The following is a 15,457-nucleotide window of genomic DNA, read 5'->3' on the forward strand; positions in this document are numbered from 1 at the left end:
CAAGAACAAGAGGAAGCGCCAATCGTGTACGACTACATCATCGTGGGCGGCGGCTCGGCGGGGTCCGTGCTGGCCCACCGGCTCTCCGCGAAGAGTGCCAGCAAGGTCCTGCTCTGCGAGGCCGGACAGGACACACCACCCGGCAACGAGCCGGCCGAGATCAGGGACAGCTATCCGGGCACCGCCTATTTCGATCCGCGCTTCCACTGGACGGAGCTCAAGGTCACGACGCAGGTCGTCAGCCACAACAATCCGAACGAAGCGCGTCCGCCCTTGCGCAAATACGAGCAGGCGCGCGTGCTCGGCGGCGGCTCGTCGATCAACGGCCAGATGGCCAATCGCGGCGCGCCGACCGATTACGACGAGTGGGATGCGCGCGGCGCCGAGGGCTGGACGTGGAAAGACGTGCTGCCCTTCTTCAGGAAGGTCGAGCGCGACCTCGATTTCGACGGGCCCTATCACGGCAAGGACGGCCGCATTCCGGTGCGCAGAATTCCCAGGGAGCACTGGACGCGGCATTCGGAGGCGTTCGCGCAGGCCTTCCAGCAGGCCGGGCACCCATTCGTGGCCGACCAGAACGGCGAGTTCGTCGACGGCTATTTCCCGGTGACGCATTCCAACCAGGCCGAGCAGCGCGTCTCGGCCGCGATGGGCTATCTCGATCGCACCACCCGCCAGCGCGCCAACCTCACCATCTCCACCAACACGCAAGTGCGCCAGCTGCTGTTCGAGGGCACGCAATGCGTCGGCGTGAAGGCCGTGGTCGACGGGCGCGAGCAGGAATTCCGCGGACGCGAGATCATTCTCTCCAGCGGCGCGATCCATTCGCCGGCGCATCTGCTCCGCGCCGGCATCGGCCCGGTCGGGCACCTCAAGGACTTGGGGATTCCCGTGCTGATGGGCTTGCCGGGTGTCGGCCAGCGCCTGATGGATCATCCCTCGATCTCGCTGTCGTCCTTCGTCCGCCGCGGCGCGCGCATGAACGAGCACACCAGGCGCCACATGCAGCTCGGCCTGCGCTATTCCTCGGGCCTCGCCGGCGTGCCGAAGGGCGACATGTTCGTCGTCGTTCTCAGCAAATCGGCCTGGCACGCGGTCGGCGCGCAGATCGGCTCGCTGCTGACCTTCGTCAACAAGACCTATTCCGAGACCGGACAGGTCAAGCTCGCCTCGCGCGATCCCGCGGCCGAGCCGATCGTCGAGTTCAATCTGCTGTCGGACCGGCGCGACCTCGAGCGCCTGATGAGCGGCTTCCGCAAGATGGCGGCGGTGCAGATGAGCGACATCGTCAGGAAGGTAACGGACAAGCCGTTCCCGGCTGCCTATACCGACAAGGTCCGCAAGATCGGCGTGGTCAATACCAGGAACAAGATCCTGACCAGGATCGCGGCAACCCTGATGGACGGTCCGGCGGCGCTACGTCACTATCTGATCGACAATTTCGTGGTCGAGGGCTTCACCTTCAACCAGGTGATGAACGACGACGAGGCGCTGGAGGCCTTCGTGCGCAAGGCGACCATCGGCGTCTGGCACGCCTCCTGCTCATGCCGCATGGGCCGGGCCGACGATCCGATGGCGGTGGTCGACAACCAGGGCCGCGTCAAGGGCATCCAGGGCCTGCGCGTCGTCGACGCCTCGATCTTTCCGGTGGTGCCGTGCGCCAACACCAACTTTCCGGTGCTGATGACGGCGGAGAAGATCGCTGCGGCGATGGTGCAGTGATTGCGACGACGGTTTTGTAGGGTGGGTTAGCCCTGTGATTGCGCGAAGCGCAATCACTCGGCGTAACCCACCAACTTCGTTCCGCAATCGCTGAAGCATGGTGGGTTACGCCGAGCAGATGCGCTTCGCGCATCTGCAGGGCTAACCCACCCTACAGACTCGGACTACGCCGCCCTGAGATCGCCGACGAAGCGGTCGACGTCGCGCTTCAGATCATCCGACAGGCGCGCCAGCATTTTTGCGGAATCCAGCACCTCGCCGGCGGCGGCACCGGTCTGGCCGGCGGCCTGCGACACGCCGGAGATGTGGCGCGAGACCTCATTGGTGCCCTGCGAGGCCTGCTGCACGTTGCGTGCGATCTCGCGCGTCGCAGCGCCCTGCTGCTCGACGGCCGCCGCGATCGCGGCCGCAATCTCGTTGACCCGCTGGATGGTGGTGCCGATCGACTGGATCGCGGTCACCGAGGATTGGGTCGCGCCCTGAATCGCGGCGACCTGGCCGGTGATCTCCTCGGTCGCCTTCGCGGTCTGCGTGGCGAGGTTCTTCACTTCCGATGCGACCACCGCAAAGCCGCGGCCGGCTTCGCCGGCGCGCGCGGCCTCGATGGTGGCGTTGAGCGCGAGCAGATTGGTCTGCTCGGCAATGCCGGTGATCAGCGCGACGACGTCGCCGATGCGCTGCGCGGCATCGGCCAGCGCCTGCACCTCGGCATTGGTACGATCGGCCTCGGCGGAGGCGGAGCCGGCAATGCTGGAGGATTCGGCGACCTGACGGCTGATCTCGCTGATCGAGGCCGAAAGCTGCTCCGTGGCCGCGGCAACCGTCTGCACGTTGGAGGAAGCATCGCCCGAGAGGCTTGCGACCGAAGCGGCCTTGGACGAGCCCTGCTCGGCGGTCGACGACATCGACTGCGCGGTGGCGTTCAGCTCGCCCGAGGCGGAGGCGAGCGTGTGCAGCGATTCCGTGACGGTCTTCTCGAACTGTTCGATCAGTCGTTCGACGGCAAGCTGGCGCCGCTCCTTCTTTGCCTGCTCGGCGGCCTGCTCCTCGGCAAGACGATCGCCGGTGATCATGTTCTCCCTGAACACGGCGACCGCGCGCGACATTTCGCCGATCTCGTCGCCGCGCTCGATGCCGGCGAGCTCGATCGCATAGTCGCGTTCGGCGAGGCGACGCATCGCCTGCGTCATCTTGCGGATCGGCGTGCTGACGCGGCGGTTCACCAGGATGAAGCCGAACAATGTGATGGCGAGCGCAACCAGCATCATCCCGCCATTCAGCGCGAGGCTCCATTTCGCCGAAATCATCTGCTGTCCGGCGCGAGCGACCATTTCGGCGAGCGCGGCCTGGCCCGCCTCGACGCTGGAATTGAGGATCGCCGTGTTGAGCTTGGAGAGGTCCTCGATCTTGATGTCGATGGTCTGGTTGTTGCTCAGCGCCTTGATGAAGCCCTGCTGGCGTTCGGTCATGGCGGCGGCCTCGCCCTGCTTCGAGCGCGCGATGACGTCGGTGAGGCTTGCCGGCGCATCGGGGCGAGCGGCCGCGTCGAGCACCTGGCTCCAGGCCTGCTTGGCGCGGCCGGTGTCCTCGGCGGCGCCGACCATGTCGGCGGCACTCCAGGGCTTGCCGCTCGCGGCCGCAGTTTCCAGGCGAATGGCGACGAGGCCGCCGAAATTTCGCGCGGCCCAGGCCGACTGCTTCACGGCGAGCAGATGATCGACCACGGGATCGGTGAGCTTGAGTGCGTTCTCGAGCGCGGCGGTCAGGGCCAGGATCGCATCGAGATAATCCTGCGCGGCCTTGCGAAACTCGTCGCCGACCTTCGGATCACGCTCCGCCTTGGTCTGGTGAATGGCGGCTTCCGCCTTGGGCCGCAGCGGCACGAGCGCGTCATGGATCGCGACGAGCTTGCCGAGCGCAGCGGCGAGGCGCGGATCGGCTACGCCGTCGAGACGCTCGAGCACGCTTTTGTAGGCGGCTTCGGACAACTGCCGGTTGGTGGCGATGCGGTTATCGGCATTGGCATTGGCCGGCGCATCCGCGACCAGCGCCGACAGGAAGGTGCCGCGCTCGAGCCGGAAGCCGAGCAGCGTCGCAAACAGCTGCTGGTCGGTGCTGGCGAAACGTTCGACCTTCTGCGCGGCGCCGTTGCGTTCAATCGCCCCCAACAGACCGGTCGCGAGCTGCCCGACCAGAAACAGGCCGAGGACGCCGATGATGGCGCCGAGAACGGAACGAATGGAGGGATTGCCGAACAATGCCATTGGGAGCGCCGGACCTCTGCGGAAAAGATGCAGAAAAATACCGGTCGGCCCCTAAGAATCCGTTCACCAAACCCGCCCGCGGCGCGTGGGCAGGGCCAGTGAGGTATGGAGATGAAGATCTAAAGGCGTGACAGGCTCATTTCACCTGCTTGGCCGCCTGGATCTCGACGAACTCGGCGTCGGGATGCGTGACGATTGTGGTGAACATGATGCCGCTGATGATGATCGACCAGGCGGTGTCCCAATAAATCCAAAACACGTGCCACCCTCCGTTCTGGCGTCCTCCGCCTGCGGGATCAGGGTAACGGCAAGGCGAGGCTGCCGTTCCTGACGTGAGCGCGGCGCAAGCGAGGCGCTATTTGGATTTGGTCGGCGGCGATGCGCGATCGGTTTCACCGGTGTGGCGCTTTGCCACGACATCCTCGTCGCGCGGGCGCGGCGGCAGCTTGGGCTGGCCGGCCTGACCGCCATGCTTGCCGCCCATGTCGGGCTTGCCTTCGAGATCGTTTTCGCGGGGCATACCGTTCAATGCCTGCGCGCGGCATTGGTTCGCTGGCATTGCCCTGTTTTCGCCTGTGAACGAGTTCATAGAAGCGTTGCGGGTTGCGGTGCACGATGATCAGCGTGCGTCGCCGCATGCCTTTGACGAACGGGACTTGCACAGACAGGATTTGGGCTGATGCGAAAACGACTGGTCGCCTCGACCATCTTGACCTGCGCCCTGCTCGCGGTTGCGGTGTGGACCGTGCTCGGGCCGCCGAACCGCCCGGCCGGACCGCATCTGCCCTCCCGCAATTTGACGGCTGCGGTGCGATAGCCGCACCAGCGAGACCGATACAATTTCGGCATCGATCGATCTCAATTGGAATTTGGTGCGGCAACGTGCCGCCCGCTATCCTCTCCGGCAAAACGACAACGCCGCACTGCCCCGAGGAGAACGCTCATGTCGAGTCCGACCCGCTGCATCGTATCCAAAGCGCCCCGCGCTGCGATCGCCACCACTCTCACCTTTCTTGCCCTCACTTTGGGAGCCCGTGCCGGCATGGCCGAGACCTTCGCCTATGTCGGCAACGCCGACAGCAACGACATCAGCGTGTTCAAGCTGGCCGAGAACGGCGAGATGACACCGGTGCAGACCGCCGCCTTTACCGGCGTGGAGAAACCGGGGTCCTCGACGCCGCTCGCGATCACGCCCGATCACCGCGTGCTGATTGCCGGCGTGCGCTCGCAGCCGTTCCAGGCGGTGAGCTTTTCGATCGACCCCAAGACCGGCCAGCTCAGCCATATCGGCAACGGACCGCTCGCCGACAGCATGGCGAACATCGCCACCGACCGCGGCGGCAAGGTGCTGTTCAGCGCCTCCTATGGCGGCAACAAGGTCGCGGTGAATCCGCTTGGAGCGAACGGCGTGGTGGGCGCGCCGACGCAGGTGATCCCGACCGGGCTGAACGCGCACGCCTTCCTGCCCTCGCCCGACAACCGCTTCGTGTTCGCGACCAATCTCGGCTCCGACCAGGTGCTGAGCTTTGCGTTCGAGCCCACCACCGGTGCGCTCACGCCGAGCGATCCGCCGACCTACAAGTTGCCGGAAAAATCGGGGCCGCGACACTTCGTATTCCATCCCAATGGCAAGTTCGTCTATCTGCTCCACGAGCTGAACGGCGATGTCGCCGCGTTCACCTACGAGGCCAGGAGCGGCGCATGGGACGAGATCCAGCGCACCACCGCGCTGCCTGAAGGGTTTTCCGGAAAACCCTGGGCCGCCGACATCCACATCACGCCGGACGGACGCTTCCTCTATGCCTCCGAGCGCACCACCAACACGATCGCCGCCTACAAGGTCGACGCGGTCAGCGGCAAGCTGACCACGATCGGCAGCGTGCCGACCGAGAAGCAGCCGCGTGGCTTCAACATCGATCCCAGCGGGCGCTACCTCGCTGCGGTCGGCGAGCTCTCCGACGGCATGACGGTCTATGCGATCGACCAAGGTAGCGGCGCGCTGGCCAAGCTGAAATCCTACCCCACCGGCAAGAAGCCGAACTGGGTGGAATTCCTGAGCCTGCCGTGAGGGGGCACGACCGCCTACGTAATCATCCGTAATTTCGCCGGACCTGGCGTTGCCATCATATGGCGGTCATGGACCGCCATATCCTCTTCAAATGCCCGCAGACCGGCATGAACGTGCAGCATCGGCTCGACGACGCGCCGGCCGATCGCACGCACGTATCCGTGGCGTGCCCAGCCTGCACGCGGCTGCACCTGATCGACCGTTCCACCGGCAGGCTGCTCGGCGATCGCCGGAGCTGAGCCGTCCCCTCGGGGCCGGCCTGGCCGGCAGCGAACCTGTTGTCCAATCCCGCGACTAATCAAGGACTTGCCGCGTCAGCCCGGACGGCATGGCATCCCGCTCTGGGACAACGCTGCCGTAGTCCGGGCTGCCGCCATCTGCTATCGATTGGAGGCATAGCCCCCGTGGAATTTCCGATGCGCCCCTTGTCCCGTGCCGTTGTTCGAAGCCTGTATCCCGCAGCCGTCGCCGGAGTGCTCGTCCTCGGTCAATATCCGGCCGGAGCCGCCGATGACGATGCGCCCAAGGGGCCGGCGGTCACGGTGCTCAAGGTCGCAAAATCCTGCTTCTCCGACATCGTCGAGGCCACCGGCACTATCATCGCGCGCGAGGAAACCTCGGTGCGGCCCGAGCGTCCGGGCTTGAAGGTGACGGAGGTTCTGGCGGAAGCCGGCGACACCACCACGGCCGGCCAGGTGCTGGCGCGCCTCGCGCTGCCCGAAGGCGGCACGCTTCAGGTCACCGCGCCCGTGGCGGGCGTGATCGCGACCTCCACCGCCCAGATCGGCAATCTCGCCTCGGCCAAGGGCGAGGCGCTGTTCACCATCGTGGCGCGCGGCGAATACGATCTCGTCGGCCTGGTCGCGACCACCGATGTGCGCAAGCTCGCCGTCGGTCAGCCGGCGACGGTGCGTATCGCCGGCGCCGGCGACCTCGAGGGCAAGGTGCGCCGCATCGGGCCGACCGTCGAGCCGAACATCCAGCAGGGCATGGTCTATATCGGCATCTCCTCGCAGAAGCGGCTGCTGCTGAACGCGAGCGGGCGCGCGCTGATCAAGACCGGCCAGAGCTGCAACGTCGCAGTCCCCCTCACCGCCGTGCAATATTCGTCCGCCGGCACCGTGGTGCAGGTGATCCGCCGCAACCGCGTCGAGACCAAGCGCGTCGAGATCGGATTGATGTCGGGCGGCAATATCGAGGTCCGCGACGGCCTCAACGAAGGCGACGTCGTCGTCGCCCGCGCCGGCGCGCTGCTCCGCGAAGGCGACCCCGTGCGCCCGGCGATGGCCAGCGCGGAAGCGGCGAAGTAGCGCATGACTTCGTAGGGTGGGTTAGCCGAAGGCGTAACCCATCTCTTTGCTTTCCAAGCAGGCGAGAGAGAAGTGGTGGATTACGCCTTCGGCTAATCCACCCTACAAGGGCCGCTGTGATTGCCGCGAGAAACTAGCCGCCGGCTTCGCCGAAATGGACGTCTTCGAGCAGCGAGGACGACACGGTCGGGACCTGGACGCCCTCGGAGGCGCGGGAGATGGCGACGCGGGTCTTGTTGAAGACGCCTTCTGCGCTGCCGCTCTGCGCATTGAGATTGCCGAGCAGCTCGCCGACCAGCACGCTGTGCTCGCCCTTGCCGTCGTCGACGACCTTGCCGGGCGAGGCCGAGGAGAGGATCAGCGCATTGTCGGGCGCACTGATCGGCGCGAGGCCGTGGCTGTAGGAACGGAAGCGGCGCTCGTAGGGGTTACGGCGGGAGGCGTCGACGACGACGAGCTTGGCCTTGGCGCCCTGCTCCTTCATCATCTCGAGCACGCCCTCGATGGAGACGCCGTGGCGGCGGACGTCGCTTTCCTTCCAGATCACGGCATCGACCGGCAGCATGTAGCTCTCGCGTCCCGCCTGCACGCCGAAGCCGCCGAAGAACAGCATGACGACGGTGTCGCGCTTGATCCGGGACTTCAGGCGATTGACGGCGCGGACCATGTCGTCCTTGGTCGCGTCTTCCACCATGTCGACGTCAAAGCCGTTCTTGCGCAGCGACGAGGACAGCGCGCGGGCGTCGTTGATCGACTGCGTCAGCGGCGCGCTGGCGTCGGGATAATGTCCATTGCCGATGACGAGGGCGAGGCGCGAGGTCTGGCCGATCGAGCCGGTGATCTGGTCGGTCGTAACGGCCTTGGCGGCATCGAGCGCACGCATGTTGAGGGCAGCATGCGCGCCGATCACCAGCGACACCGTGCCGATGAGGGCTGCGGCCAGCGCGATGGTGCGTCGGGAAATGTCGAGCTGCCTTACATTCATCTCGGTTCATTCCTGTCAGTGCCAAAGACCAGCCAAGCGCGCGCACACTGTTTGAGTAGCGCGATAGCGTCTTTAGGTTTGAGGGATTGGCCCGGGGAGTGCCCCCGAATTGCGCGCAATTTGCGGCGCCGCACCAAACAAACCCTTAACCGGATATCGCCCCGCCGGCAATAGATTGCCCAAAATTTGAGCTAAGTCACTGAAGCTATTGGTTAATTCTCCAAGCCGATTTTCTCGATTTATGGCATCCCCCGTAGCCTTCCGGGGGCTGATCATGCAGGGCTCGTGCCGGATATTTCCGTGACCACCATCACATTTGTTTTTCCCGCGAATCCGGGTAGCTTTTCAAGGACTTGCAGGGGGTGGCGGGCGGACGGTGCGCGCTCGCCACTCCCGGGCAAGGCCCCGCGACCAGGTATTTCATGAGCTTTCATTATTTTGCCGGCGCCGCCTGCCGGGCGCTGACGGCGCGGAAGGACGGCCCCTCTCTTTATGAGGTCTGCGATCCCGTGCTGGCGGCCAGCGCCAGCGGCGACCCCCATCTGGCAAAGTTCTACAAGACCGCGCTCGGCAATCCCGCATTGCGGATGCTGCTGCGGCGCGCCGGGCTGCCCGAGCTGCGCGACGAGGCGAAGCTGACCCGGCTGCGCGAGGTGCTCACGCGCGCCCGCGATGATGCCGAGCCGGATTGGGCGGCGGTCGGCCAGCCCGTGGCCGATCTCGTCGACAGCATCACGCTCGATCATCCCAAGCCGCCGCCGGCGATGTTCACCGGCACCATGCCGCAGACCGCTGAGATCGACGGCGTGATCCGCGACTGCGCGCAGCACCTGCTCGGCTCGTACCGCCGAAACGGCTTCCTGCCGACCTATGCCGCCTTCAACCTGATCGGCGATCCCGATTGCCGCGGCCGCGAGCTGATCATGGCGCTGACGGGCCTGAACGCGCGCGGCTACAAGAACTCCTCGCTGCTGTTCAACCTCGCGCGCGTCTTCATCGCACGCTCGCCCGCGCGCGCCGTGGTCAATCCGCCCTGGAAAGGCATCGCCGAGCCGATGTGGGAGCCGGTGCAGATCCGTCACCGCTCGGCCTATTACGATGCGTTCTTCATCGAGGCGCTGCTCGGCTATGTCGAGACCGGGCTCGCCTCGCCGGCCGACAAGATCGCGGCAGAGCGCGCGATCGGCGACATGGTGAATTTCTGCGTCAACATCAGCCGCGAGGAAGTCGAGGGCACGGACGGCGCGCGCTTCAACGTCATCACGGCGCTGGCGCCGGCGCCGCATCCGCGCTTTTCCCGCTTCTTCGCCCAGATCAAGCAGGACCTCGGCTTCGGCGTCTATGTGCCGGATTGCGACACCACGGCCTGCTCGATCTCGGCGGCAACACAGGCCGGCTGCATCGATGAGATCATCGACCAGCCGCTGCTGGACTTCTACGCCGGCTATCAGGTGCGTGCCGGTGTCAACGCGCCGCGCGTCACCGTGCCGCTGAACGACAATATCGACTATGAAGGCGGCGTCGCGACCTGGATCGACAATCTCAAGGGCGAGCGCCCCTATGGCAACGATCTCGATCCGACGCTCAATCTCGACATTCTCGAGGTGAGCTTCCGAAACCTTGCGCGCTGGAAGATCCTGGAGACGCCGGCGCGGCTCGCCACCGTGCACCGGATCATCGGTTTCCAGAAACGGCTGGCAGCCAGCGGCGCCTTCGCCAATCCGCGCTCGCACATCTATTATCTGCCGGAGCTCTACAGCGCGTATTTCGGCCGCTGCTATGCAGCGTTCCTCGCGCTGCCGCTGGCGGCGCAGGCGGCGATCGATCCCGACGGCGATTTCGATTTCATCCGCCATCGCGTGCTCTCCTACGTCAAGGGTGAGCTGATGGCCGCGGAGATGAACGTGTTCGACGCCGCGCTGGCGCTGATCGCACTCGGCCATCTCGGCGCCGACCCGCGTGCCTTTGCACCGGCGCTGAACGTCATCATCGCAAGCCTCGGCGAAGGCGGCCGCCGTGGCCCGTTCCGCGCCTACGAATGGAACAAGATGAAGACGCCGACGCGGATCCTGGTCGGCGGCCCCGAGGTGACCTCGGCCTTCGTGCTGATGGGCCTGGCGGTGGCGAAGCGGGCGATCGCGGGGCGGGGGTAGGTCTCGTAGGGTGGGCAAAGGCGCGCTCTTCGCGCGACGTGCCCACCGCCCGTCACCACGCTGGACATCGTGGGCACACTTCGCTTTGCCCACCCTACGGGGCCATCGCAAGATGACAGGAAGTTGAAAGCCCATCCGTTAGGCATATGCTGGCCCGGAGGCCAAAAGCCGACCACAATTGCGCGGCTTATCGAGATTGTCCTGAACACCCGGACCGGCATGTTGCGAAAATTCCTGATTGCGCTGGCCTTGCTCGCCCCGTCGCTTGCCCAGGCCGCCGACATCACCGGCACGGCAAAGGTCCGCGACGGCGATTCCGTCGTGATCGGCAACACGCGGATCCGGCTCGGTGGCATCGACGCGCCATCGTCCGACCAGCTCTGTCTCAACACCAAGAGCGAGCGCTGGACCTGCGGCGTGGCCGCGCGCGAGGAACTCGCCAAATACACGGAAGGAAAGACCTGGGTCTGCCACACCCGCGCGATCGACCGGCGCGGCCGCACCGTGGCGCGCTGCGAGGTCGGCGGCGAGGACATCCAGAAATGGCTGGTGCGCAACGGCTGGGCGCTGGCCTACACCCGCGTCTCCAAGGACTATGAACCCGATGAAGCCGCCGCGCGCGAGGCCAAGGCCGGCATGTGGCAGGGCGCCTTCATCGCGCCCTGGGACTGGCGCGTGCGCAACAAGAAAACCGCCATCCTGGGTGCCACCAAGCCGCCGGAGGGCGCGCATGCCGTGCTGCTAGCCTCGGCCTCAGGGCCGGTCGCGCCCTCGCCCGACTGCACCATCAAGGGCAACGTCAACACCGCCGGCGAGTGCATCTATCACCAGCCGACCAGCCGCTGGTACACCCAGATCAAGATGAAGATCAGCAAGGGCACCCGCTGGTTCTGTTCGGTCGAGGAGGCCGAAGCCGCCGGTTGCCGCGAGACCAAACGATAGGGGCCGTCAGGCCTGCGTTTTAGACGCTTTTCTTGCATCCCAGCGCCGCGTAAAAGTGAGACTCAGCAACCCACCATCCTGTTCTCAAGCAACAAGGACCAATGCAATGACCGTTCGCGCGGGCCGGGAATTTCTGGCCATCCCCGGGCCCACCACGATGCCCGACGAGGTGCTGCGGGCGATGCACCGTCCGGCGATCGACATCTACTCCAAGGAGATGCTCGACCTGACCGAGAGCCTGCTCAGCGACATCTCGAAACTGTTCGCGACCAAGGGCAAGTCCTACATCTACATCGCCAACGGTCACGGCGCCTGGGAGGCCGCACTGAGCAACGTGCTGTCGCGCGGCGACAAGGTGCTGGTGCTGGAGAGCGGCCGCTTCGCGATCGGCTGGGGCAATGCGGCCGCCCTGATGGGCGCCGAGGTCGAGGTGCTGAAGGGCGACTGGCGCCGCGCCGTGCGGCCGCACGAGGTCGAGGAACGCCTGCGCCGCGACAAGGAGCACAAGATCAAGGCCGTCGTCGTCGTCCAGGTCGATACGGCCTCGGGCGTGCAGAACGACATCGAGGCGATCGGCAAGGCGATCAAGGCGAGCGGCCATCCCGCGCTCTACATGGTCGACACCGTGGCCTCGCTCGGCTGCATGCCGTTCGAGATGGACAAATGGAGCGTGGACGTCGCGATGTCCGGCTCGCAGAAGGGCCTGATGACGCCGCCCGGCCTCGGCTTCGTCTCCGCCAACGCGCGCGCGCTCGAGGTGCACAAGAAGGCGAACATGTCGACGCCCTATTGGAGCTGGAGCGAGCGCGAGGGCACCGAGAATTATCGCAAATATGCCGGCACCGCGCCGGTGCATCTGTTGTTCGCGCTGCGTAAGGCAATCGACATGCTGCACGAGGAAGGGCTTGAAAACGCCTTCCGCCGCCACAGCCTGCTCGGCGAAGCCGCGCGCCGCGCGGTCTCCGCATGGTCGGAAGGCCAGGTGCTCGGCTTCAACGTCGCCGAAGCCAGCGAGCGCTCCAACACCGTGACCACGGTGACCATGAACAACGGCCATGATCCCGCGGTGCTGCAACGCTATTGCAAGGACAAGTGCGGCGTCGTGCTCGGCACCGGCATCGGCGATCTCTCGGGACAAGCCTTCCGCATCGCCCATATGGGTCACGTCAATGCGCCGATGCTGCTCGGCACGCTGGGAGTTGTCGAGATCGCGCTGAACGCGCTGAAGATCCCGCACGGCAAGGGCGGGCTGGAAGCGGCGGTGTCGTATCTGGGTGAGGAAGTGGCGGCGTAAGGCGCCGCTGTCCCTGCGAAGGCAGTATCGTAGGGTGGGCAAAGCGAAGCGTGCCCACCGCTTCTGTCGGAGTGTTGGATCGATGGTGGGCACGGCGCTAAACGCGCCTTTGCCCACCCTACGATTCCGAGCTAGCGGAAAGAGCCACCCTCTCCCACAAGGGGAGAGGGGGAGATCAATCCCCGACACGATACGCTTCCACCTGCTTCTTCAGCTCATTCAGCGACGCTAGCGGCGTCTTCGGATCGACGCGATATTCCCCGCTTGCCAGCCACTTCAGCACCATGGCGTCCACCACCGGCGAATGGTGGATGACGTCGCTGTAATTATCGAGATCGTGGGTCACCGCCTTGATCGCGCGGAAATCGTGCAGGCGCACGTTCGGAAGCTGCGTCAATCGCTGCGCGATGTGCGCCGTGAGATCGGTGACGATCTTCAGCGTCTCCGGTGAGGCATCGCGCATGGCGACGAATTGCAGGATCGAATAGGGCGGCAAGTAGACGTCGAACGTCACGTCCGGATGACGCGTGATCAGGCCGAAGGCGTCGTGCTCGAAATGCCGGACCATGGCCTCATAGCCGTAGCCCTCGCCGAGGAAACGGCTGCGCGCGGGAGCGGTGATATAGGCGAAGGCGGCGAGTGTCTTCGTTGCATTGTAGTCTCGCGCAATGTCGAAATTCCGCGGCAGCGCGTAGATGTCGTCGACATCATCCAGCGCGAACTTGACGGGAAGATAAGGCGCCGCTCGGGTCAGCGGCTCCCGCAGCGGCGGGACAGACCGCATCACCGTGAACAGCGATTCCTTGGCCATCGCTGCGCTGAAGACATAGGACGCAATCCCCCTGGCCGTTCCGCGATAGAGATCGACGGACAGATAGGGATCGGCCTCGATATCGGCCGCATCGACGAAGCTGAAATCGTCCATCGCCCAGATCACGCCTCTAGCACCGCGGTCGATCGCCTGCTCCAGCACGAAGGCCTGCTGGCGCGAATTGGAGCCGGTCATCGCCAGCTTCAGCGAGCGGACGCCGAGCGCGCGGTCGATGTCGCTCTGGCGGAAATGGATCGCGAGCGAGGTGCCCATGAAGGCGGTGTCGAAGGACTGGCTGCGGATCAGCCCGGCATTCTGCACGCGCGTGTCATCGGAGTAGAACGCCGCCATGAGACGCGAGGGACGAAACAGCTGCAGGGGATCGACGACGTAGGTGAGCACTGCTGCGCCCAGCAGGCACACCGCGCTGGCGAGAAGAAGACGCTTCAGGCTGGTGAAGGATGCGCGCATCAGAACCGGAAATAGATGAATTCGCTGTGGCTCTGGATGCCCAGGACCCCGAACGCGAGCACCAGCGACGCCGCATAGAGAGCCAGTGGCCGCATGCGCCCTGCCAGCAAGGCTTCGCCGACCCGGCGATTGCCGTGATCGTATCCCATGATGTCTTGGGTGTTCGGCGCCAGCCACACCAGCGCGGCATAGACCATGACCTGCACCAGAGCCGCAATCTCCTCGCGGCCGCAGACGATATTTGCGGGATCAGCCATCGCATGCAGAACCCGCAGCGCCCAGGCGACGCTCTCGGCGCGGAAGAACACCCAGGCGATGACGACGGCGAGAAACGTCAGCACGGCGCCGGCGATACGGACCGGGCGCGCAAGCAACGCCGGAACATTCGGCACCAGCGCGTTGAAGGCGTGGTTGACGCAGAGATAGGCGCCGTGCAGCGCGCCCCACGCGACAAAAGTCCAGGCCGCGCCGTGCCAGAGCCCGCCGAGCAGCATCGTGATCATCAGATTGACGTAGCGCAGCACGCGGCCCCTGCGGTTGCCGCCGAGCGGGATGTAGAGATAGTCGCGCAGGAATTGCGACAGCGTCATGTGCCAGCGCCGCCAGAACTCGACGATGCTGAAAGCCTTGTAGGGCGAGTTGAAGTTGACGGGCAGGAAGATGCCAAACATCAGCGATATGCCGATCGCCATGTCGGAATAGCCGGAGAAGTCGAAATAGAGCTGGAACGTGTAGGCGAGCGCACCAAGCCAGGCCTGATCGAAGCTCGGCGAGCGCGCCTCGAAGGCGAGTGCGACCAGGGGCTGGATGCCGTCGGCAAGGCAGGTCTTCTTGAACAGGCCGATCGCGAAGATGATGATGCCGCACAGGATCAGATGCGCATGCGGATGCTTGGACTCCTCCCGCTCGAATTGCGGGATCATGTCCTTGTGATGGAGGATCGGCCCTGCGATCAGATGCGGGAAGTAGGTCACGAACAGCGCGTAATGCGGCAACGCATAGGCCGCGACCCGGCCGCGATACGCATCCACGAGGAACGCGATCTGCGTGAAGGTGTAGAAGGAGATGCCGACCGGCAGCAGGATATGGACTGCAAGATGCGTGCCGAGCAGCGCATTGATGTTCTCGGTCGCAAAGCCCGCATATTTGAAGATGCCGAGAACGAGGAGATCGCCGGCGACACCGAGAGCAAGCACGGCCTTTCGTGGCATTGGGCCGAGCTTCGCCACGATGAGGAGGTGACCGACGCCGTAGTTGAAGGCGATCGAGATCAGCAGCAGGGCGACGAACTGCCAGCTGCCGATCGCATAGAAGGTGATCGAAGCCAGCGCCAGCCAGATCACGGGCGTGAGATTGCTGCGCCGCCCAAGCCAGAAATAGCCGGCTAGTGCGACCGGCAGGAACAGCAGGATGAACGGGTAGGAATTGAACAGCATC

14 protein-coding genes are annotated in these 15,457 nt (G+C 65.2%); 8 read left to right on the forward strand and 6 right to left on the reverse strand.

Going from position 1 to position 15,457, the window contains the following annotated elements:
- Window positions 1–24: 24 nt before the first annotated feature.
- Window positions 25–1,722: a GMC family oxidoreductase gene (locus tag XH79_RS04515; protein ID WP_271580848.1), complete on the forward strand. Its 1,698-nt coding sequence runs from the start codon at window positions 25–27 to the stop codon at window positions 1,720–1,722.
- Between the two features lie 164 nt (window positions 1,723–1,886).
- Here XH79_RS04515 and XH79_RS04520 read toward each other — a convergent pair whose 3' ends face one another.
- The 3 genes from XH79_RS04520 to XH79_RS04530 all read right to left on the reverse strand — a co-directional run bounded on the left by XH79_RS04520 (window position 1,887) and on the right by XH79_RS04530 (window position 4,575).
- Window positions 1,887–3,986 carry a methyl-accepting chemotaxis protein gene (locus XH79_RS04520; RefSeq protein WP_271580849.1) on the reverse strand — a complete coding sequence of 700 codons (2,100 nt, stop codon included), beginning with the start codon at window positions 3,984–3,986 and terminating at the stop codon, window positions 1,887–1,889.
- 136 nt (window positions 3,987–4,122) lie between these two features.
- The gene (locus XH79_RS04525; protein WP_271580850.1) at window positions 4,123–4,245 is read right to left on the reverse strand and encodes a hypothetical protein; all 123 of its coding nucleotides are present in this window, start codon (window positions 4,243–4,245) and stop codon (window positions 4,123–4,125) included.
- Window positions 4,246–4,341: 96 nt separating this feature from the next.
- The gene (locus XH79_RS04530) at window positions 4,342–4,575 is read right to left on the reverse strand and encodes a hypothetical protein (RefSeq protein ID WP_271580851.1); all 234 of its coding nucleotides are present in this window, start codon (window positions 4,573–4,575) and stop codon (window positions 4,342–4,344) included.
- 90 nt (window positions 4,576–4,665) lie between these two features.
- On the opposite strand from XH79_RS04530, the gene XH79_RS04535 reads away from it, so the two are divergent.
- The 4 genes from XH79_RS04535 (at window position 4,666) to XH79_RS04550 (ending at window position 7,364) form a co-directional block, all read left to right on the forward strand.
- A complete protein-coding gene (locus XH79_RS04535) occupies window positions 4,666–4,803 on the forward strand; it encodes a hypothetical protein (protein WP_212347184.1) in 138 nt (45 codons plus the stop codon).
- A 126-nt stretch (window positions 4,804–4,929) separates the two neighbouring features.
- Window positions 4,930–6,054: a lactonase family protein gene (locus tag XH79_RS04540; RefSeq protein ID WP_271580852.1), complete on the forward strand. Its 1,125-nt coding sequence runs from the start codon at window positions 4,930–4,932 to the stop codon at window positions 6,052–6,054.
- A 59-nt stretch (window positions 6,055–6,113) separates the two neighbouring features.
- The gene (locus tag XH79_RS04545) at window positions 6,114–6,293 is read left to right on the forward strand and encodes a hypothetical protein (protein WP_271580874.1); all 180 of its coding nucleotides are present in this window, start codon (window positions 6,114–6,116) and stop codon (window positions 6,291–6,293) included.
- A 177-nt stretch (window positions 6,294–6,470) separates the two neighbouring features.
- Entirely contained in the window at window positions 6,471–7,364 is an 894-nt protein-coding gene (locus XH79_RS04550; protein ID WP_271580853.1) for an efflux RND transporter periplasmic adaptor subunit, read from the forward strand.
- A gap of 133 nt (window positions 7,365–7,497) precedes the next feature.
- Here the strand turns inward: XH79_RS04550 and XH79_RS04555 are convergent, their stop codons facing one another.
- Window positions 7,498–8,349, reverse strand: a complete 852-nt coding sequence (locus tag XH79_RS04555) for a caspase family protein (RefSeq protein WP_271580854.1) — start codon at window positions 8,347–8,349, stop codon at window positions 7,498–7,500.
- A gap of 422 nt (window positions 8,350–8,771) precedes the next feature.
- Here XH79_RS04555 and XH79_RS04560 point away from each other — a divergent pair, with 422 nt between their 5' ends.
- The 3 genes from XH79_RS04560 (at window position 8,772) to XH79_RS04570 (ending at window position 12,738) form a co-directional block, all read left to right on the forward strand.
- On the forward strand, window positions 8,772–10,502 hold the full coding sequence (locus XH79_RS04560; protein ID WP_271580855.1) for a hypothetical protein: 1,731 nt from the start codon (window positions 8,772–8,774) through the stop codon (window positions 10,500–10,502).
- A 219-nt stretch (window positions 10,503–10,721) separates the two neighbouring features.
- Window positions 10,722–11,444, forward strand: a complete 723-nt coding sequence (locus XH79_RS04565; protein WP_271580856.1) for a thermonuclease family protein — start codon at window positions 10,722–10,724, stop codon at window positions 11,442–11,444.
- A gap of 106 nt (window positions 11,445–11,550) precedes the next feature.
- Window positions 11,551–12,738, forward strand: coding sequence for a pyridoxal-phosphate-dependent aminotransferase family protein (locus XH79_RS04570; protein ID WP_271580857.1), 1,188 nt, complete (start codon window positions 11,551–11,553; stop codon window positions 12,736–12,738).
- A 175-nt stretch (window positions 12,739–12,913) separates the two neighbouring features.
- Here XH79_RS04570 and XH79_RS04575 read toward each other — a convergent pair whose 3' ends face one another.
- On the reverse strand, window positions 12,914–14,020 hold the full coding sequence (locus XH79_RS04575; RefSeq protein WP_271580858.1) for a hypothetical protein: 1,107 nt from the start codon (window positions 14,018–14,020) through the stop codon (window positions 12,914–12,916).
- The gene (locus XH79_RS04580; protein WP_271580859.1) at window positions 14,020–15,456 is read right to left on the reverse strand and encodes an MBOAT family O-acyltransferase; all 1,437 of its coding nucleotides are present in this window, start codon (window positions 15,454–15,456) and stop codon (window positions 14,020–14,022) included. The genes XH79_RS04575 and XH79_RS04580 overlap by 1 nt, the downstream gene beginning before the upstream one ends.
- Between the last annotated feature and the right edge of the window lies 1 nt (window position 15,457).

Source organism: Bradyrhizobium sp. CCBAU 45389, assembly GCF_028128625.1.
GTDB lineage: Bacteria > Pseudomonadota > Alphaproteobacteria > Rhizobiales > Xanthobacteraceae > Bradyrhizobium > Bradyrhizobium liaoningense_B.

Excerpts from the sequence above, each read along its gene's own strand:
- XH79_RS04520 (WP_271580849.1), bottom strand. The coding sequence starts at position 3,986 with ATGGCATTGTTCGGCAATCCCTCCATTCGTTCCGTTCTCGGCGCCATC.
- XH79_RS04530 (WP_271580851.1), bottom strand. The coding sequence starts at position 4,575 with ATGAACTCGTTCACAGGCGAAAACAGGGCAATGCCAGCGAACCAATGC.
- XH79_RS04535 (WP_212347184.1), top strand. The coding sequence starts at position 4,666 with ATGCGAAAACGACTGGTCGCCTCGACCATCTTGACCTGCGCCCTGCTC.
- XH79_RS04540 (WP_271580852.1), top strand. The coding sequence starts at position 4,930 with ATGTCGAGTCCGACCCGCTGCATCGTATCCAAAGCGCCCCGCGCTGCG.
- XH79_RS04545 (WP_271580874.1), top strand. The coding sequence starts at position 6,114 with ATGGCGGTCATGGACCGCCATATCCTCTTCAAATGCCCGCAGACCGGC.
- XH79_RS04550 (WP_271580853.1), top strand. The coding sequence starts at position 6,471 with ATGCGCCCCTTGTCCCGTGCCGTTGTTCGAAGCCTGTATCCCGCAGCC.
- XH79_RS04555 (WP_271580854.1), bottom strand. The coding sequence starts at position 8,349 with ATGAATGTAAGGCAGCTCGACATTTCCCGACGCACCATCGCGCTGGCC.
- XH79_RS04560 (WP_271580855.1), top strand. The coding sequence starts at position 8,772 with ATGAGCTTTCATTATTTTGCCGGCGCCGCCTGCCGGGCGCTGACGGCG.
- XH79_RS04565 (WP_271580856.1), top strand. The coding sequence starts at position 10,722 with ATGTTGCGAAAATTCCTGATTGCGCTGGCCTTGCTCGCCCCGTCGCTT.
- XH79_RS04570 (WP_271580857.1), top strand. The coding sequence starts at position 11,551 with ATGACCGTTCGCGCGGGCCGGGAATTTCTGGCCATCCCCGGGCCCACC.
- XH79_RS04575 (WP_271580858.1), bottom strand. The coding sequence starts at position 14,020 with ATGCGCGCATCCTTCACCAGCCTGAAGCGTCTTCTTCTCGCCAGCGCG.
- XH79_RS04580 (WP_271580859.1), bottom strand. The coding sequence starts at position 15,456 with ATGCTGTTCAATTCCTACCCGTTCATCCTGCTGTTCCTGCCGGTCGCA.